Annotated in this window: 15 protein-coding genes and 1 tRNA gene; 9 read left to right on the forward strand and 7 right to left on the reverse strand. The window is 67.2% G+C overall.

The genetic code is table 11. The features are described from left to right. Positions 1 to 73 precede the first annotated feature (73 nt). A tRNA-Pro gene (locus PKO50_RS21730) sits at positions 74 to 150 on the forward strand. 227 nt (positions 151 to 377) lie between these two features. Here PKO50_RS21730 and PKO50_RS21735 read toward each other — a convergent pair. From PKO50_RS21735 to PKO50_RS21745, 3 genes are all read right to left on the reverse strand, one after another. Beyond that, entirely contained in the window at positions 378 to 1253 is an 876-nt protein-coding gene (locus PKO50_RS21735; RefSeq protein ID WP_109934290.1) for an NAD(P)-dependent oxidoreductase, read from the reverse strand. A gap of 80 nt (positions 1254 to 1333) precedes the next feature. After that, complete coding sequence (locus PKO50_RS21740) at positions 1334 to 1573, reverse strand: glutaredoxin family protein (protein WP_275627209.1); 240 nt, start codon at positions 1571 to 1573, stop codon at positions 1334 to 1336. 14 nt (positions 1574 to 1587) lie between these two features. Beyond that, positions 1588 to 2154 (reverse strand): TetR/AcrR family transcriptional regulator, encoded by a 567-nt coding sequence (locus tag PKO50_RS21745; RefSeq protein WP_109934288.1) that lies wholly within the window; start codon positions 2152 to 2154, stop codon positions 1588 to 1590. A gap of 155 nt (positions 2155 to 2309) precedes the next feature. Here PKO50_RS21745 and PKO50_RS21750 point away from each other — a divergent pair, with 155 nt between their 5' ends. From PKO50_RS21750 to PKO50_RS21760, 3 genes are all read left to right on the forward strand, one after another. Next, positions 2310 to 2906, forward strand: a complete 597-nt coding sequence (locus tag PKO50_RS21750; RefSeq protein WP_275627210.1) for a glutathione S-transferase family protein — start codon at positions 2310 to 2312, stop codon at positions 2904 to 2906. 14 nt (positions 2907 to 2920) lie between these two features. Next, positions 2921 to 3796: an MBL fold metallo-hydrolase gene (locus PKO50_RS21755; protein WP_275627211.1), complete on the forward strand. Its 876-nt coding sequence runs from the start codon at positions 2921 to 2923 to the stop codon at positions 3794 to 3796. A 173-nt stretch (positions 3797 to 3969) separates the two neighbouring features. Further along, positions 3970 to 5253 (forward strand): OprD family porin, encoded by a 1284-nt coding sequence (locus tag PKO50_RS21760; RefSeq protein ID WP_109934285.1) that lies wholly within the window; start codon positions 3970 to 3972, stop codon positions 5251 to 5253. Between the two features lie 68 nt (positions 5254 to 5321). Here PKO50_RS21760 and PKO50_RS21765 read toward each other — a convergent pair whose 3' ends face one another. The 3 genes from PKO50_RS21765 to PKO50_RS21775 all read right to left on the reverse strand — a co-directional run bounded on the left by PKO50_RS21765 (position 5322) and on the right by PKO50_RS21775 (position 10027). Further along, positions 5322 to 6524, reverse strand: a complete 1203-nt coding sequence (locus PKO50_RS21765; RefSeq protein ID WP_275627212.1) for an ISL3 family transposase — start codon at positions 6522 to 6524, stop codon at positions 5322 to 5324. A 350-nt stretch (positions 6525 to 6874) separates the two neighbouring features. After that, a complete protein-coding gene (locus PKO50_RS21770) occupies positions 6875 to 8047 on the reverse strand; it encodes an IS4 family transposase (protein ID WP_275627213.1) in 1173 nt (390 codons plus the stop codon). Between the two features lie 771 nt (positions 8048 to 8818). Then, on the reverse strand, positions 8819 to 10027 hold the full coding sequence (locus tag PKO50_RS21775) for an ammonium transporter (RefSeq protein WP_109934766.1): 1209 nt from the start codon (positions 10025 to 10027) through the stop codon (positions 8819 to 8821). Positions 10028 to 10455: 428 nt separating this feature from the next. Between PKO50_RS21775 and PKO50_RS21780 the strand changes: the two genes are divergently transcribed. The 5 genes from PKO50_RS21780 (at position 10456) to PKO50_RS21800 (ending at position 14157) form a co-directional block, all read left to right on the forward strand. After that, positions 10456 to 10773 carry a YqjD family protein gene (locus PKO50_RS21780; protein ID WP_089392657.1) on the forward strand — a complete coding sequence of 106 codons (318 nt, stop codon included), beginning with the start codon at positions 10456 to 10458 and terminating at the stop codon, positions 10771 to 10773. Between the two features lie 3 nt (positions 10774 to 10776). Beyond that, positions 10777 to 11160 (forward strand): phage holin family protein, encoded by a 384-nt coding sequence (locus PKO50_RS21785; protein ID WP_089392658.1) that lies wholly within the window; start codon positions 10777 to 10779, stop codon positions 11158 to 11160. After that, entirely contained in the window at positions 11157 to 11510 is a 354-nt protein-coding gene (locus tag PKO50_RS21790) for a hypothetical protein (protein ID WP_275627214.1), read from the forward strand. Before PKO50_RS21785 ends, PKO50_RS21790 begins: the two co-directional genes overlap by 4 nt. Positions 11511 to 11592: 82 nt before the next feature. Next, positions 11593 to 12756, forward strand: a complete 1164-nt coding sequence (locus PKO50_RS21795) for an EAL domain-containing protein (RefSeq protein WP_275627215.1) — start codon at positions 11593 to 11595, stop codon at positions 12754 to 12756. A gap of 69 nt (positions 12757 to 12825) precedes the next feature. Beyond that, the gene (locus PKO50_RS21800) at positions 12826 to 14157 is read left to right on the forward strand and encodes a deoxyguanosinetriphosphate triphosphohydrolase (protein ID WP_109934763.1); all 1332 of its coding nucleotides are present in this window, start codon (positions 12826 to 12828) and stop codon (positions 14155 to 14157) included. A gap of 39 nt (positions 14158 to 14196) precedes the next feature. On the opposite strand, the gene PKO50_RS21805 is transcribed toward PKO50_RS21800, so the two are convergent. Further along, on the reverse strand, positions 14197 to 17862 hold the full coding sequence (locus tag PKO50_RS21805; protein WP_275627216.1) for a transporter substrate-binding domain-containing protein: 3666 nt from the start codon (positions 17860 to 17862) through the stop codon (positions 14197 to 14199). Positions 17863 to 17909: the final 47 nt, after the last annotated feature.

Consider the following 17909-nt stretch of genomic DNA (forward strand, 5'->3'; position numbering starts at 1 on the left):
AAAATATTTCTGAAAAAATTTTCGCTAACCCCTTGTGCATCAAAAGTTTTTCGGTAGAATGCGCGCCATCAAACGGAGCGTAGCGCAGCTTGGTAGCGCGTCTCGTTCGGGACGAGAAGGTCGCTGGTTCGAATCCAGTCGCTCCGACCAATTCCCGAAAAACCCGCCTTAACCGGCGGGTTTTTTATTGCCTGCGATTTTTCCTCGGAAGGCATCCCGCCGTCTGTGTAGGAGCGGGCCCTGCCCGCGAATCGCGCGCAGGGCGCGCTCCTACATGCTGTCCGGGAGAGCGTAGGAGCGGATTTATCCGCGATTCCGCCGGCAAGACCGGCGTTCATACCATCGCGGACGGAGTCCGCTCCTACACGTGCCTGGCTTCAGGCCTGCCCCGAACGGCGCAACGCCACCTGCGCCAGTGCCGCCCAATCCCGCTCGCCGTCGCCCTGGGCCACCGCTTCCAGCAGGTTGTCGCGCAGCACGCTGGCGAACGGCAGCGGCACGTGGCGGCTCTGCCCCGCCGCCAGGGCCAGGCCCACGTCCTTCAGGCCGAGCACCAGGCGAAATGCCGCCGGCTCGTAGCGCTGCTCGGCGATCAGCGCGCCGTAGTTGCGGTACACCGGCGCGTTGAACAGGGTGCTGCCCATGATCTCCAGCAGTTGCGCCGGCTCCACGCCGAAGCCCTTGGCCAGGGCCGAGGCCTCGCCCATGGCCTCGATGGCGCTGGCGATCATGAAGTTGCCGGCGATCTTCACCGCCGCCGCGCTCAGGGGGTCGTCGCCCAGCGGCCAGGTCTTCTGGCCCATCAGGTCGAGCAGCGGCTGCACTTCGGCGATGGCCTCGGCGGGGCCCGCGGCGAGAATGTTGAGCTTGCCGGCCTCGGCCACGTCGGTGCGGCCGAACACCGGCGCGGCGATGAAGGCCAGGTCACGCTGGCGGTGGCGCTCGGCCAGCTCGCCGATCAGGGCCACCGACAGCGTGGCCATGCTCAGGTGGATCAGCCCCGGCCGCGCCGAGTCCAGGGCGCCGCTGTCGAGGAGCACCGCGCGGGTCGCGGTGTCGTCGGCGAGCATGGAAATCACCACGTCGGCATCGAAGGCCGCCACCGGGTCGGCCGCCGCCAGGCCGCCCAGGGCCAGCAGCGGCTCCAGCGCCGCCGGCGAGCGGTTCCACAGGTGCACCTGGTGGCCGCCGCGGATGAGGTTCGCGGCCATGCCGGCGCCCATGCCGCCAAGGCCGAGGAATCCGATTTTCATAGTGCTGTCTCCAACGAGGGGGTTAGACAGCACAAGACTGACACAGAGCGGCGCCGGGCGCAGAGGCGTCGCAGGAACGATCAGCCGCTGAGGAAGGCGGCCACCTGTTCGGCGTCGAACGGCCAGTTCAGCTCCGCCCCAGTGTCGCAACGGCGCAGCACCGGGATGCTGAGGCCGTAGCGCTCGACCCACTCCTCGCGGTCGGCGATGTCGACCAGTTCCACCAGCAGGCCGTGCTCGACGAAAGGCATCAGCAGCGCCTCAGCCACCTCGCACAGGTGGCAACCCAGGGTTCCGAACAGCTGGCATTCAGGGCCCATCGCATCCTCCCCCGTCAATGGCCGGCCTGGCGCAGCAAGGCTTCCGCCACCTCGCGCGCTTCCAGGGCCTGGTCGGCCGGACCGTGCATGTGCGCCATGACCAGCACCCCTTCCAGCAAATATTGCAGCTGCCGCGCCAGCTTGCCCGGCTCATGCACGCCCAGCGCCTCCAGTTGGCGACGGAAGAACGCCTCGATGAAGCCCTTGTGCTCGGCGGCCTGGCGGTGGATCGGGTGCCCGCGGTCATGGAACTCGGCGGCCGCGTGGATGAAGGCGCAACCGCTGAAGCCGTCCTCGTGCAGGTAGCCGTGCAGGTTGTCGAAGACCGCCAGTATGGCCTCGCGCGGAGCCAGGCGCGAGCCGTCGCGGAAGCGGCGCAGGGTGCGCGCGTGGCGTTCCTCCAGGGCAGCCATGATCAGCTCGTCCTTGGACTTGAAGTGCTTGTACAGGGTCATCTTGGCCACCCCGGACTCGGCCAGGATGCGGTCGATGCCCGTGGCGTGGTAGCCCTCGCGGTAGAACAGGTCGAGGGCGGTATTGAGCAACTGCTCGCGCTTGCTGGAAGCCTTGCTGGACGTCATGGGCACCTCCTGGGCGGTCATTATGCGCGAGGCGCCGGCGCTCTTGAACTGGCGAGCACCGGGAGAGGCGTATTTCGAGCTTGAACTATACAGACTTGTCTGTCTACTATCTGCCGGAGCCGTTCCCGACAACAACACCCAGCAGGAACACCGCCATGAAACTGCACGACATCCCGCTCTCCGGAAATGCCTACAAGGTCCGCCTGTTCCTCAGCCTGATCGGCCAGAGCGCCGACCTGGTCAACGTCGACCTGCGCAGCGGCGTGCACAAGCGCCCGGCCTTCCTCGCCATCAACCCGCGTGGCCAGGTGCCGGCCCTGGAAGACGGCGACTTCGGCCTGGGCGACTCCCAGGCCATCCTGGTCTACCTGGCGCGCCGCTATGCCGAGCCGTCCTGGTACCCGCTGGACGCCGAGCCCCAGGGGCGCATCGCCCACTGGCTGAGCTTCGCCGCCAACGAGATCCAGCACGGCCCGGCCCAGGCGCGGGTGATCCAGCTGTTCAAGCGCCCCGGCGACCTCGGCGCGGCCCAGGCCAAGGCGCGCCAGGCCCTGGAACTGCTCGACGGGGAACTCTCGCGCCAGCCCTGGCTGGCCCGCACGGCCGGGCCGAGCATCGCCGACATCGCGGTCTATCCCTACGTGGCCCTGGCGCCCGAGGGTGGCCTGGAGACCACCGGCTACCCCCACGTGCAGGCCTGGCAGGAACGCATCCGCGCCCTCCCCGGCTACCTCCCCCTGCCCACCCTCTGAGCCTACGGACCAGGATGCCCGCCATGCGCCTCGCCAGACTCTTCCTCGCCCTGCTGCTGGGGTTCGCCAGCCTGCCCGGCCACGCCGACGGGCTGCGCTTCGCCCTGGTGCGCACCTCCGGGCTCACCACCCTCGACGCCCTGACCCTCGCCGGCGGCGACTGGACGCGCCAGGTGCGCGTCAACCACACCGCGCTGCTCATCCAGCACCACGCGGCCACGCTGCTGTTCGACACCGGCCTGGGCAGCCAGGCACAGGCGCAGTTCGAGCAGGACATGCCCTGGTGGGACAAGCCGCTGTTCCGCTTCGGCGAGGTGCACCCGGTGCGCGAGCAACTGGCCGGCAGCGGCATCCGCATCGACCGCATCTACCTGTCCCACGCCCACTGGGACCACGCCTCGGCCCTGGTGGACTTCCCCGAGGTGCCGGTGTGGGCGCCCTATGCGGAAATCGACTACGCCCACGTCGCCACGCCGCCGGCGGTGTTCCCCAGCGAGTTCAGCGCGGCGACGCCCTGGCGGCCCTACGTGTTCTCGCCCACGCCCTTCCTGGCCTTCGACGAGAGCCTGGACCTGTTCGGCGACGGCAGCCTGGTGCTGGTGCCCATGCCCGGCCATACACCCGGCTCGGTCGGCCTGTTCCTCACCCTGGGCGACGGCCGCCGCTTCTTCTTCAGCGGCGACACCAGCTGGCGCCTGGAAGGCTTCAGCGGCCCGCGGCAGAAGTTCTGGGTCAGCAGCCGCCTGGTGGACCGCGACCGCGAACAGACCCTGGCGCAGCTGGCGAAGGTCCACGAAATGCTCCTGGCGCACCCGGAAATCACCGTGGTCCCGGCGCACGACGCCCAGGTGCAGGACCGCCTCGGCTACTACCCGCAATGGGTGCAGTGAAAGTCCTTCGGTCAACTCCAGGCAAATCAGCGGGATACCCCGGGCAACAGCGACTAAGGTCTAAGAGTCGGAAAAAGCCTGTAATGATTTAGTAGGCAGGCTGTAACAGATCGACATGCCGGCGTAGTCCAGGCATCACCGAACTGCTCAAAGCGCTCGAGGAGACAATAACAATGAGCAAGACTCCGATCGCCCGTGCCGTGGCCATGGCCACGCTGGGTTCCAGCTGCATCATCCCTGCCCTGGCTCACGCCGATTTCATCTCGGACAGCAAGGCCAGCGTCGAACTGCGCAACTTCTACTTCAACCGCGATTTCCGCACCTCCACCCCGGCCCAGCAGAACAAGGCCGAGGAATGGGCGCAGGGCTTCATCCTGCGCTACGAGTCCGGCTACACCGAGGGCACCATTGGCGTGGGGGTAGACGCCATCGGCATGCTCGGCCTGAAGCTGGATTCCAGTGCGGACCGTACCGGCTCCGGCCTGCTGCCCAAGACCGCCAGCGGCGACGCCGCCGACGACTACAGCAAGCTGGGCATGACCGCCAAGCTGCGCTACGAGAAGAACACCCTGAAGGTCGGCACCCTGATCCCGAAACTGCCGGTCATCATGCCCAACGACAGCCGCCTGCTGCCGCAGGTGTTCCTGGGCGGCGCCTTCAACTCCACCCAGCTCGACGGCCTGACCTTCGACGCCGGCCGCCTGAACCAGACCAACCTGCGTGACTCCTCCGACTACCAGGAGATGACCATCACCGGCGGCGGCAAGAAGAACATCAGCTTCCGCACCGGCACCACCACCAACGAGTTCGACTTCGCCGGCGGCACCTACGCCTGGACCAAGAACTTCAGCACCGGCTACCACTACGGCCAGCTGGAGGACTTCTACAAGCAGCACTTCCTGACCGCGACCTACCTGCTGCCGATCACCGAGGGCCAGTCGCTGAAGACCGACCTGCGCTGGGCCAAGTCCACCGACGACGGCAGCAGCAACGTCGACAACAAGGCGCTCAACGCCATGTTCACCTACAACCTGGGCTACCACGCCTTCGGCGTCGGCTACCAGAAGATGAGCGGCGACACCGGCTTCGCCTACATCAACGGCGCCGACCCCTACCTGGTGAACTTCGTCCAGATCAACGACTTCGCCAACAAGGACGAGAAGTCCTGGCAGGCCCGCTACGACTACAACTTCGCCGGCATCGGCATCCCCGGCCTGACCTTCATGACCCGCTACATCAAGGGCGACAACATCGACCTGCTGACCACCAGCGGGGAAGGCAAGGAATGGGAACGCGACACCGACGTCGCCTACGTCTTCCAGGACGGCGCGCTCAAGGGCTTCGGCGTGAAATGGCGTAACGCGACCACCCGCAGCAACTTCAGCCGCAATACCGCCGCCAGCAACGCCGCGGACGAGAACCGCCTGATCCTCAGCTACACCATGCCGCTGTGGTGACAGTGCGCTGAAGGAAGACACCGCTCCTATGGTTTGAGCCCCGCCACCCGGCGGGGCTTTTTTATGGTTCATCGCGCTTTCCCGGGGAAGGCGGCCTTGATTTTCAGGAAGAAGTAGGCGGAGTCCCTGAAGCCATAGGCCATGCGCTTGATCACCTTGATGCGATTGTTTACCCCTTCCAGCAGGCTGGTGTGCATGGGGAAGCGAGCGCTGGCCAGGATGCCTCGGGCGTATTTGCGCAGATTGCGAGCGAAGCGTTGCAGCGGGGCCAGGCCACTGTCCCTGGCGTGGCGCAACCAGTCCCGCCAGCGGCGCCAACCCTCCCGCACGCTGGGGGCGTACCAGATTTCCTTGAGCGCATCCTTGAGCACGTAGACCGTGGCCAGTGGCTGGTTGGCCTCGAGGATTTCCTGCAACTGCACGGCTTGCTGATCCTTGAGGTTTTCGCGATTGCGCAGCAGCAACCAACGACTCTGCTTGATTACCTTGCGTGCCGCTTTGTCCTGGCGTAGCGCGTTGGCCTGATCGACACGGATGCGGTCGATCACCTCCCGGCCATAGCGAGCCACCACGTGGAATAGGTCGTAGACCACTTCGGCACGGGGGCAATGCTGTTTTACTTCCAGATCGAAGGCGGTGTTCATGTCCATCGCCACGGCCTCGATTTGCTGGCAGCGCTCACCGAGCAGTTCGAAGAACGGCTGAATCGCCTCGCGGCTGTTGCCATGCCCGACCCACAGCACGCGTGTCCGCTGCGCATCCATGATCACGGTGGCGTAACGATGTCCTTTGTGAAGAGCGAACTCGTCCATCACCAGGCGGCGAACGTCACCCGGCTCGAAAGCACCGACTGCGGCCTCTAGACGACGTTTGTCGAGCTGCTTGAGCGTGTGCCAATGCAGACCGACGAGGCGACTGACGTGACTGATGGGCAGTAATTGCAGCAAAGCCTCGAGCCAGATGCGCAAGCGCTGGGTCAAGCGCGACGCTGGCTCCAGCCAGTCGATCCGCTCGGTCACCCGACCACAGCGCAGGCAGTCGACGCGGCGCACCGGCAGTTGGAGCAGGACGCGCTGGTCGAACAGATCGCGATCACGCACCCGGCGAATCCGCCGTTCGTGGATTAATGGACTGGCCTGACCGCAGCGCCCGCATTTGGGGACAGCGCTGGCGTGAGGCTTGAGCTCGATCAGCAGGGTGCTGTCGGCAGATGGGTGGCAGGCGATGACTTCGTAGCCTGGCCAGAAAGCAGCAAGATCAATAGGATGCACGGCGACAGCAGGGGGTGGGGGTTGGTTCGTTTGGCGACTGCCAATCTACCCGCTTCCCTGACTGTCAATCCGCTCTTTCCCCAGACTCCGCGAAGAACCTTTTTTATGCCCACGGAACGCCGGCTCGACGCAGGGCGGATGGCGCCCCAGGCGTTATCCGCCTGATCGCGGACAGAGTCCGCTCCTACAGTTCCCGGCAAGCACGGTCGTAGGAGCAACTGTCTCGCGCCCGCGCCGAGATGCTCTTCGTAGGATCGAGGGGGGGCGCCTAGCTCTTGCTCGCGAACCTTACCTACGCACCTCTCTACCAATCGTCATTCCCGCGAACGCGCACTACTGTCCGGCACTTTTCATGCTATTAACAGCTGCCCTTGCCGTTGGTTAATCTCCTGTAGTCGCTCCCGTCGTCGTCGGGAGCGTTCGGCCTCCAGGCCAGGGCGCTGAAACAGCGTCGCCTGTACCTCCACCATCAGCATCCACAGGCTTTGCCGGGCTCCGGTCCGACGTTGGTAAAGACTCAGCAGCAGGTAGCTGATCAACGCACAGAGAATCTGGATGCGCACGGCATTCTCGCTGCGCCCCAGGAAGCGCTTGATCTTCAGGTGCTGCTTGATCCATTTGAAAAACAGTTCGATTCGCCAGCGATCCCGGTAGCGCTCCGCAATCTCGGTCGCTGGGCTGGTCAGGTCATTAGTCGCCAGGCTCAGCGGAGGCTCACCGCCCGGGCGATTCACCAGGATTCGTCGCAGCGGCTTGGTGTAGTGATTGCGCCGTCTGCCACCGGGGGAACGATTGGAAAAACGCACCTCGGCGTCCTGCAGGATCGTTTCCCGGTCCTGCACGGGCACTTCGCGCTGGGCCAGGACCTTGAGCGCCACATTGGACTTGAAACGCGTGACGAAGCGGGCCTGCTGGGCATCCAGGCTCGCCCACCAATTGAAGTCGTAATAGCCCTTGTCGAACACGTAGGTGGCCCGCGGCTCGATGCTCAGCGTCTTGCCTTCGTCGACATCATTGACGTTGGCGGCAGTGAAACTGCAATGCACCGGCGCGGCGGCCTGCTCGGCATACAGCACATGGACTTTCAGCCCCTGGGTGCGGGTTCGGTTGCTCAACGTCCACTCGTCGAAGCCTGGGCCCTTGAGGGTGATCGACGTGGAGTCCAGCAGGTACAGCAATTCTTTCCCGTCGCGGCGCAGTTGGCGGCAGGCGCCGGTCATCAGGTATTGCGCCGCCAGGGCGAAGACCTGGGCATTACGGCGCTCGTTGGCGTCGGCCAGGGTCGAGCGCCGGATCGGGCCCGCACCGAGGTGATAGTGATGATTGGACTGGCTGTTGAAGCTGGTTTCCAACGCACGCAGGCTGCTTACGCTGGCCAGATGGGCATACACCATGGCGACCAGGTGATGCCAGCTGCCAAAGCGCTTGCTGTGCTTGTCGGCGCCCTGTTCGGCGACCAGTCGATCGAAGACTCCGCGGGGCAGAGCTTTTAGAACATCGTGAAAACGGCTTATTCTGAACATCTTGCGGGGGCTGGGGTTGAGTTGGCGCTCAACGGTTTAATCCGTGCCTTCAGCCCCCGCAAGCCCTCCAGGCTTTTCCTCGCAAAATTTATTCCGGACAGTAGTGCGCGAACGCGGGAACCCAATTGGCTTGGGGGCTTGGTGTAGCGCGCCGCTCCGAGTGCGCTGAGATCTCTCGTTTCGCCCCCTCGGGCGAGTCCCTTTTGTCAAACGCCACAAAAGGAACCAAAAAGGCTTGCCCCGCATACGGGCCCGATGAAGCCGGGCTACCCTCACGAACTCCCCCGCCACGGAGGCCCGCCCCGAGGGTACGTCCCTGTAGCCCATCGGGGCTCTCGCGACATCCATGTCGCATGACCTCCTGAGCGCCGGTTTCGCTCGGCCTTCTGAAGGGGCGTTCCGGTGCGCTCGGTTGTTTCTCTGGAAACCCGTAGGGCGCATAACGCCTACGGCGTTATCCGCCATCGTCGTCGGGCATCGGTGTTTGGGCTAACGGCGGATAACCGCGAACGGTTATTCGCCCTACGAGTTTGCCGGCTGACGCTGCGTTATCCGCTTGCTCGGGACAGCCCCCTATCCCTTCAGGGAGAGCGTGATGCAAAACCACAAAGCTCCCGGGCTCCCCGTAGGGCGCATAACGCCTACGGCGTTATCCGCCATGATCGCGGACAAGGTCCTCCTACGGTTCCAGGAGGCACGGGCGTAGGAGCGGACTCCGTCCGCGATTGGACTCACCGGCCGCGCAGGACGCCGCGGTGGCACGAACGGCGCTCAATCGTGGTTGATCGCCCCGATCTTGTGGATCGACAGGTCGGCGCCGTAGTACTCCTCTTCCTGGCTCAGGCGGATGCCCACCACCGCCTTGATCCCGCCGTAGACCAGCAGCCCGCCGGCGAAGGCGATGACAATGCCCAGCAGGGTGCCCAGCACCTGGCTCGCCAGGCTCACCCCGCCCAGGCCGCCCAGGGCCTGCTGGCCGAAGATGCCGCAGGCGATGCCGCCCCAGGCGCCGCACAGGCCGTGCAGCGGCCATACGCCGAGCACGTCGTCGAGCTTCCAGCGCGTCTGCGCCGCAGTGAACACCCAGACGAACAGCGCGCCGGCCACCAGGCCCGTGGCCAGTGCACCGACCGGGTGCATCAGGTCGGAGCCGGCGCACACCGCCACCAGGCCGGCCAGCGGGCCGTTGTGCAGGAAGCCGGGGTCGTTGCGCCCCACCAGCAGCGAGGCGATGGTGCCACCGACCATGGCCAGCAGCGAGTTCACCGCCACCAGGCCGCTGGCGTGGTCCAGGGTCTGCGCGCTCATCACGTTGAAGCCGAACCAGCCGACCACCAGGATCCAGGCGCCCAGGGCCAGGAAGGGGATGTTCGACGGCGCGAAGGCCACCAGCCGGCCCTCGCGGTAACGGCCGTTGCGCGGGCCCAGCAGCAGCACCGCGGCCAGCGCCAGCCAGCCGCCGAAGGCGTGCACCACCACGGAGCCGGCGAAGTCATGGAAGGGCGCGCCGAACTTCAGGGCCAGCCAGGCCTGCAGGCCGTGGTTGCCGTTCCACGCCATGCCCTCGAAGAAGGGGTAGACGAAGGCCACGATCAGCGCCGTGGCGCACAGCTGCGGGGCGAACCGGGCGCGCTCGGCGATGCCCCCGGAAATGATCGCGGGGATGGCGGCGGCGAAGGTCAGCAGGAAGAAGAACTTGACCAGCGCATAGCCGTTCTCCGCGCTCAGCTCGCTGGCCGGCTTGAGGAAATCCACGCCGTAGGCGATCCAGTAGCCGATGAAGAAGTACGCAAGGCAGGACACGGCGAAGTCCGAGAGGATCTTCGACAAGGCGTTGACCTGGTTCTTCAGGCGCACCGTGCCGACCTCGAGGAAGGCGAAGCCGGCATGCATGGCCAGCACCATCACGGCGCCCAGCAGGATGAACAGGGTATTGGAACCGTGGATCAGGGTTTCCACGGCACTGTTGAGGTTTTCCATGAATCAGGCAGCCCCGGATCAGACCGAAAAAGCACCAAAACAGCTCATCGCCCCAGCGCACCGCACCAGCATGAAGCGCAGGCGCACCGATAAGGTCCAGCCCCCTGCTCCACACGGCACACGAGGGCGCGGAGGGGCACCTCTGTTTTTTTGATTTTTCTTTTGTCTTTCAGTTGGTTAATGGATTTTCCGGCGGTCTTCGGACGTCCCTGAACGCCCCTGTCTGGGGCACTCGCACCGGATGACGCACCACGGCGTTGCAAGCGGCATACCATGCGCCCGACGGGCGAAGCGGCGCAGACTGGTCTTCACTGAACGGGCCTGAGTCCTGCTCTACGTCGCCGCTTCGCCGTCGATTTATGGGAAACTTCCCAACGCCCTGGGGCTCAGAAACCAGTGAACCCCTCGCAAACACAAGGAGCCTCACAATGCCCCGCAAGAGCACCGCGAATACCACCAAGGACGAGCTGCTGGCCGAGTTCCAGGCCCTGGTGGCCGACACCGAGAAACTCCTGCAGACCTCCGCGGAACTGGCCGGCGAGGAAGCCGATGCCCTGCGCGAACAGCTGCGCTCCGGGCTGGGCCGGGCCCGCGAACGCATCGACGCCGCGCAGAGCGCCGTGCGCGACCAGGGCCGCGCCGCGGTGGACGCCACCGAGGACTATGTCGGCGAGCATCCCTGGCAGGCCGTGGGCCTGGCCGCGGGCGTCGGCTTCCTGCTCGGCCTGCTGGTCGGGCGGCGCTGACCGATGAGCGACGCCAAGGACGCCCCGCCACACCAGGGCCCTTCCGTGCGGCGCTTCGGCGCCGCACTGCTGGGCCTGCTGCATGGCCATGTCGAACTCTTCGGCCTGGAGCTGCAGGAGCAGAAGAGCCGTACCCTGGCGCTGCTGCTGTTCGCCGGGCTGGCGTTGCTGTTCGCCCTGCTGCTGATACTGGGCCTGTCGCTGCTGGTGCTGGTGCTGTTCTGGGACAGCGACCGGCTGGCCGCCGTGCTCGGCCTGTGCGCCTTCTATGCGCTGGGCGGCGGGCTGTGCGCCTGGCGCCTGTACCAGCTGGTGGACGACGACAGTTCGCCATTCAGCGCCACCCTGGAAGAACTGGCCCGTGACCGGGAGCAACTGCTGCCATGAGTGAACTGCCGCAACTCTCCCCCCGCCCCACGCGGCAGGAACTGCGCAAGGCCGTGCTGCGCCTGCGCCTGGAAGTCCAGCGCCAGCAGTTGCGCCAGGAAAGCGAGAAGCTCCTGCAGCCGCTGCGCCAGGCCCGCGACCTGGGCCAGGGCGTGCGCCAGCAACTGCGCGGCGGCGCCTCGCTGTGGGCCGCCGGCGGCGCGGCGGCCGCGGCCGCCCTGATGCTGCGCCGCAAACGCGGCCTGGTGCGCCTGCTGCGCCTGGCCATCGTGCTCGCGCCGCTGCTGCTGAAGCTGCGCCAGCCGGCCGCGGGCAGCCCGGAGAAGCCGCCGGCGGGCCAGGGCGACTGAGCGCCCTGGCTACATTCTTGCTAGGAGGCAATCCCGGGCCGGCGGCAACGCCCTCCCTTCCCCTTCACTAAGGATGTGTCCCTTGATCGACGGGCAACCGGTCGCCTGCTTCCAGCCTTTCATCGATACCGCCACCGGCCTGATCGCCGGGGTCGAGGCCCTCGGCCGGATGCGCCAGGCCGACGGCCAGCTGCTCTCGGTGGGCCCGCTGTTCGTCGATCCGAAGATTCCCCCGGCGACCTTGCGCCGCCTCGACCGGCAGATCCGCGACGACGCCCTGGCGCGCCTGCCAGAAGCGCCCGCGGACTGGTTCCTCAGCCTGAACATCTCGCCGCGCTGGATCAGCCGGCTGCGCCCCAACCAGCCGCTGCCCAGCCTCAAGCAACTGCAGCAGCACGGCGTCGACCCGCACCGGGTGGTCTTCGAGATCACCGAACTGGGCGGCGGCAACCAGCGCCTGCCCGAGGTGGTGGCGCGCTACCGCGAGGCCGGGGCGCGCATCGCCATCGACGACTTCGGCGCCGGCTACTCCCAGCTCGACCGCGTCCTGGCGCTGCAGCCGGACATCCTCAAGCTGGACATGCGCCTGTTCCAGCAGGCGGCCCGTGGCGGCCCCAGCGGCGAGGTGGTCAAGGCCCTGGCGCAGATGGCCGAGAAGACCGGCTGCTGGATCATCGCCGAAGGGGTGGAGACCGAGGCGGAACTGGACTTCGCCCTGGAGTGCGGCGCGCGCTTCGTCCAGGGCTACCTGTTCGCCCGCCCGGCCCTGGACTTCCCCGCCAGCGACACCTACCTCGACGCCTTCGGCCAGTGGCGCGACCGCTACGTACAGCGCAAGCTGCAAGAGCGCGCCCGGCTGGTGCAGCTGCGCCAGCAACTGGCCGAACTGGTCGCCAGCCTGCGCCCCTGGGCCGAGGGCGGCGCGCGCCTGGCCAGCCTGCCCACCCCCGACGCCTTCCCGCGCCTGCTGCGGGTGTACCAGTGCGACCGCCACGGCACGCAGATCTCGCCCAACCTGGAATGGAACGGCCTGTTCTGGAAGGAAGACCGGCGTTACGTCGGCCACAACTGGTCCTGGCGCCCCTACTTCTACCAGTTGCTCGCCGAGGGCTGGGAAGAACGCCGGCTGACGCTGTCCAACACCTACCGCGACGCCACCACCAACCAGTACTGCATGACCGCCGGGCAGTTCATCGACCAGGGCCGCCGCCTGCTGCTGATCGACATCGACGCCGAAGGCCTGTGACAGGCCGCGATTGAGATTGCCGCGGGCAAGGGGTAGCGTTGGCCCCACCACGAGCAATCGGACGAGCGAATGGACTGGCATACCCTGCTCCCCCGCGAGCGCCTCGGCAAACCCGTGCACAGCAGCGCGGAACTGGGCCGCAGCGCCTTCCACAAGGACCATGACCGCATCATCTTCTCCGGCGCCTTCCGCCGCCTGGGGCGCAAGACCCAGGTCCACCCGGTGTCGAGCAACGACCACATCCACACGCGCCTGACCCACTCCCTGGAGGTCGGCTGCGTCGGCCGCTCCCTGGGCATGCGCGTCGGCGAGATGCTGCGCGGCGAGCTGCCGGAATGGTGCGACCCCAGCGACCTCGGGGTGATCGTGCAGTCGGCCTGCCTGGCCCACGACATCGGCAACCCGCCCTTCGGCCACTCCGGCGAGGACGCCATCCGCCACTGGTTCCAGCAGGCCGCCGCGCGCGGCTGGCTCGACGCCATGGATGCCGACGAGCGCGCCGACTTCCTCAATTTCGAGGGCAACGCCCAGGGCTTCCGGGTGCTCACCCAGCTGGAGTACCACCAGTTCGACGGCGGCATGCGCCTGACCTACGCCACCCTCGGCAGCTACCTGAAGTACCCCTGGACCGCGCGCCACGCCGACTCCCTCGGCTACAAGAAGCACAAGTTCGGCTGCTACCAGAGCGAGTTGCCGCTGCTGGAGCAGATCACCGAGAAGCTGGGCATGCCCAAGCTCGACGACGAGCGCTGGGCGCGCCACCCGCTGGTCTACCTGATGGAGGCGGCGGACGACATCTGCTACGGCCTGATCGACCTGGAAGACGGCCTGGAGATGGAGCTGCTCGACTACCCCGAGGTGGAGGCCCTGTTGCTGGACCTGGTCGGCGACGACATTCCCGAGACCTATCGCCAGCTCGGCCCCAGCGACTCCCGCCGGCGGCGCCTGGCGATCCTCCGCGGCAAGGCCATCGAGCACCTGAGCAACGCCGCCGCGCGGGCCTTCGTCGAGCAGAAGCGGGCCCTGCTGGAGGGCGGCCTGGGCGGCGACCTGGTGGAGCACATGAGCGGCCCGGCCAAGCGCTGCGTGCAGCAGGCCAAGGCCCTGGCGCGGCAGAAGATCTTCCAGGACAAGCGCAAGACGCTGCACGAGATCGGCGCCTACACCACCCTGGAAATCCTGCTCAATTCCTTCTGCGGCGCGGCCCTGGAACAGCATGGCGGCCGCAGCCCGTCGTTCAAGAACCAGCGCATCCTCGACCTGCTCGGGCACAACGCCCCCGACCCCGACTGGCCGCTGCACAAGGCCTTCCTGCGGGTCATCGACTTCATCGCCGGGATGACCGACAGCTATGCCACCGAAATGGCGCGGGAGATGACCGGGCGCTCCAGCCCGGTGTGAGGCGTCGAGGTTGCGCCGCGCCCACGGGGAAGCCCGGCCCTAGGCCGGGTCGTTCTCGGTGGCCGACGGCGCCGGCCGGATGCAGCCTTCCTCGTCCAGCTGCTTCAGGTGGCCATGCAGGCTGGCCTGCAGCGCATCCAGCGCCCTGCGCAGCTGCTCCACGGCACTGCGCAGGGTCGAGAACTCGGCGCGCTCGGCGCAGGCTTTCTCCAGCTCCGCGCAGCGGTCATGCAGGGCCATGGCGCCCACCAGCCGCGCCGCGCCCTTGATGCGGTGGGCCAGCTCGGCCAGGCGCCGCCGGTCCTGCTCGTGCAACAGGGGTTCGAGCTGTTCGGCGTCCGCCTCGTTGCTGGACATCAGCTCGGCCATCAGGTTGCGCGTCAGCTGGGCGTTGCCGCCGGTCATCTCCAGCAGCGCGCCGATGTCCAGGTCGCCCTCCTCCTGCGGTGCCTCTTCCGGAGCCGCCGCCGGCGGCATCATCTCGCCGCGCTGCAGTTGCTCCAGCTGGTCGCGCAATTGCTCGATGCTGATCGGTTTGAACAGGCAATCGTCCATGCCGGCCTCCTTGCAGCGCGCGATCTCGTCGGGCTGGGCATTGGCCGTGAAGCCGAGGATGGGGGAATGCGCCGCGCCGGTCTCCCGCTCGATCTCGCGGACTCGCCTGGCCAGGCTGTAGCCGCTGAGCACCGGCATGTTGCAGTCGGTGATCATCAGGTCAAACTCGCCGGGCCGCCATAGCTGCAGGGCTTCGCCGCCATCCGTGGCCATGGCCACGGTGTGCCCCAGGTGCTCCAGTTGCTGCGCCAGCAGCAGGCGGTTGACCGGGTGGTCGTCGACCACCAGCACGTGCAATGTCCGCTGCTCCACCGGGCGGCGCAGGATGATCGAATCCTCTTCCGGCGCGAGGGGCTCCAGCACCTGCAGCACCAGCCTGACGTGCACCTTGGTGCCCACGCCGGCCACGCTCTCCAGGCGCACCGAGCCGCCCATCATTTCCGCCAGCTTGCGGCAGATGGTCAGCCCCAGCCCCGTGCCGCCGTGGTTGGCGCGCCCTTCGCGCTGCACCTGGCTGAAGGGTTCGAAGAGCTGCTTCTGGTCTTCCTCGGCGATGCCGATGCCGCTGTCCTCGACGCACACCTCCAGTGCCAGCCGCTCGTTGGGCAGCGGCTCGCCCGAGACCCGCACCCAGACGCTGCCCTGGTCGGTGAACTTGATGGCGTTGCTCACCAGGTTGGAGAGGATCTGCTTGAAGCGCAGCGGGTCGATGAGCACGTCGCAGGCGGCCTCGGTCTCGATCTCCAGCTTCAGCAGCAGGCCCTTCTGCCTGGCCAGGCCGTCGAAGACGCGGGCCACCGACTCGATCAGCTCGCGCAGGCGCGCCCGTTCGGGCAGCAGCGTCAGGCGGCCGGACTCGATCTTGGCGACGTCGAGGATGTCGCCGATCAGCAGCAGCAGCGACTTGGCCGACTCGTAGGCCACCTCGATGGGCCCCTGCTCGCCGCAACCGCTGCAACGGTTGCGCGTCAGCGCCAGTTCGAGCATGCCGATCACCGCATTCATCGGCGTGCGGATCTCGTGGCTCATGGTCGCCAGGAAGGTGCTCTTCGCCCGGCTGGCTTCCTCGGCCTGCTCCTTGGCGATCTCCAGCTGCTGGTGCAGGCGCTCGCGCTCGGTGACGTCGACCCAGCCGGAGACCAGGCCGCGAACCTTGCCGGACGCGCTCCGGTAGGGCGTGAGCCAATGGTGCACCTGGCGCGGCTCGCCGTTGATCTCCAGCACCCGGTCGACGGCGACCGGTTCGCCGCTGGCCATCACCTGGAGGTATTCCCGGTGCAGGCCCTCGGCCTGTTCGGCGGAGAGCCAGATGCAGTCCCGCAGCAGCGACCCCGCCGCCGTCTCCTCCGACAGCCCGGTGGCCTCGCGGAAGGCCCGGTTGCAGGTGATCAGGCGCCCTTCGGCGTCGCGTACCGAGACCGGCTGGGGAATGCCGTCGATCAGCGCGCGCTTGAATGCCAGGCGGTCCTGCAGTTCCTGCTCGGCGTGCTGGCGCGCGCGCACCCTGAACAGCAGGTAGCAGTTCCACAGCAGGATCAGCCCGAGCAGCACCAGGCCGCCCCACAGCAACCAGTAGAACTGCGAGCGGTAGCCTTCCCAGATGCTGTCCGGCGAGGCGCCGCTGGTGGACCAGCGGCTGATGATGCTGGCCATGTCCTCCGGCGAGATCGCCAGCAGGGCCTTGTTGAGGATGCTCAGCAGCTCCGGGTCGGCCCGCGAGACCCCCAGGGATATCTGCGCCGGCTCCAGGTCCAGGGTCGCGGCGATGCGCAGGTCGCGGTAGTAGCGGTTGACCAGGAAGGTGGCGGTGAGCATCGGCTGCAGGGCGGCGTCCACCCGCCCTTCCTCCAGCAGCGGCAGGGCGTCGCTGTAGTTGTCCACCTCCACCAGCTTCACCTGCGGGAAGTGCTCGCGCACGTAGGCCCCCACCACGCTGCCATGGGGCGCCGCCACACGCTTGCCGTCGAGGTCCGCGAGGTCCTGGCGGGTGTCGTCCTTGCGCGAGAGCAGCACGAAGGAGGTGCTCAGGTAGGGCCGGGTGAAGTCCACCTGCGCCTCGCGCTCGACGGTGGGCGTCATGGTCGCCAGGGCGTCGACCTGGCCCCGGCGCACCTGGGTGAACATGCCGGGGATGGACGAAGTCGGCAGCACCTCGAACTGCAGGCCGGTGCGCGTGCGGATCAGGTCCAGCAGGTCGGCGACTATGCCGCGGAAATTGCCCTGGGAGTCGAAGAAGGTCAGCGGCGCCAGCGACTGGTCGATGCCCAGCCGCGGCCGCGGGTTGCGCTCCAGCCAGCGCAGCTCCTGGGGCGTGAGGTTCAGCCGGTGGTTGGAGATGGAGAACACCCCGCCCACGCTCCAGCGCCGCTGGATCGACAGCTGCTGCTGGGCGCTGACGCTCTGCAGCGCCTCGTTGACGCTGTAGAGCAGCGGGCTGCCGTCCTTGCGCGCGGCGAAGGAGAAGCCGATGCCGTTGAAGTTGGCGAAGTTCAGCAGCTTGAGGTTGACCAGGTAGCCCTGGCTGATCAGGTACTGCGCGCTCAGGGCGTCGCCGACGTAGGCGTCCACCTGCCCGAGGGCGACGGACTCCAGGGCGCGGCGCAGCGAGTCGAAATGCACGACCTCGGCATCGGGGAAATGCTCGACCAGCTCCTGCGGCGAGAAGTAGTCGCCCACCACCGCGAGCCGCTTGCCGGTCAGCTGCAGGTCGCCTTCCAGGCGCATGTCCTGCGGCCCGACGATCACCGGCTGGTTCAGGGAATAGGGGCGCGACAGCAACAGCTCGGGGATTTCCGCCTCGAAGCCGGTGGCGCGGCCGATCAGGTCGATCTCGCCGTCCACCAGCGCCTGGATGGTCTGGCGCCTGGACGGGTAGCGGCGCATCTCGATGCGCACGTTGAGCGCTTCGCCGATCAGCCCGAGGTAGTCGGCGGTGACGCCCTCCAGCTCGCTGCCGCTGACGGTGACGATCAGCGGCGGGTAGTCCGGCGCGGCCACCCCCACCACCAGCGTGCGCTTCTCGCGCAGCCACTGCCAGTCCGACTCCGGCAGCTCGACCCGCGGTCTCTCGGGAAGCGCCGCCGTGCGGGCCAGCAACGCGAGCTGCGTCCAGGGCGCGGGGGCCTGGGCCTCGTCGGCCCAGGCCCCCATCGCCAGCATCGCACCGAGAACGGCACCCAGCAGCGCCCTGCACCTCG

The organism is Pseudomonas sp. 273 (assembly GCF_029201425.1).
Taxonomy (GTDB): Bacteria; Pseudomonadota; Gammaproteobacteria; order Pseudomonadales; family Pseudomonadaceae; genus Pseudomonas; species Pseudomonas delhiensis.

Bases quoted from the DNA above. Each gene is read 5' to 3' on its own strand.
- PKO50_RS21775 (WP_109934766.1), bottom strand. From the start codon at position 10,027: ATGGAAAACCTCAACAGTGCCGTGGAAACCCTGATCCACGGTTCCAAT.
- PKO50_RS21755 (WP_275627211.1), top strand. From the start codon at position 2,921: ATGCCCGCCATGCGCCTCGCCAGACTCTTCCTCGCCCTGCTGCTGGGG.
- PKO50_RS21760 (WP_109934285.1), top strand. From the start codon at position 3,970: ATGAGCAAGACTCCGATCGCCCGTGCCGTGGCCATGGCCACGCTGGGT.
- PKO50_RS21770 (WP_275627213.1), bottom strand. From the start codon at position 8,047: ATGTTCAGAATAAGCCGTTTTCACGATGTTCTAAAAGCTCTGCCCCGC.
- PKO50_RS21800 (WP_109934763.1), top strand. From the start codon at position 12,826: ATGGACTGGCATACCCTGCTCCCCCGCGAGCGCCTCGGCAAACCCGTG.
- PKO50_RS21780 (WP_089392657.1), top strand. From the start codon at position 10,456: ATGCCCCGCAAGAGCACCGCGAATACCACCAAGGACGAGCTGCTGGCC.
- PKO50_RS21805 (WP_275627216.1), bottom strand. From the start codon at position 17,862: ATGGGGGCCTGGGCCGACGAGGCCCAGGCCCCCGCGCCCTGGACGCAG.
- PKO50_RS21735 (WP_109934290.1), bottom strand. From the start codon at position 1,253: ATGAAAATCGGATTCCTCGGCCTTGGCGGCATGGGCGCCGGCATGGCC.
- PKO50_RS21790 (WP_275627214.1), top strand. From the start codon at position 11,157: ATGAGTGAACTGCCGCAACTCTCCCCCCGCCCCACGCGGCAGGAACTG.
- PKO50_RS21750 (WP_275627210.1), top strand. From the start codon at position 2,310: ATGAAACTGCACGACATCCCGCTCTCCGGAAATGCCTACAAGGTCCGC.
- PKO50_RS21745 (WP_109934288.1), bottom strand. From the start codon at position 2,154: ATGACGTCCAGCAAGGCTTCCAGCAAGCGCGAGCAGTTGCTCAATACC.
- PKO50_RS21785 (WP_089392658.1), top strand. From the start codon at position 10,777: ATGAGCGACGCCAAGGACGCCCCGCCACACCAGGGCCCTTCCGTGCGG.
- PKO50_RS21740 (WP_275627209.1), bottom strand. From the start codon at position 1,573: ATGGGCCCTGAATGCCAGCTGTTCGGAACCCTGGGTTGCCACCTGTGC.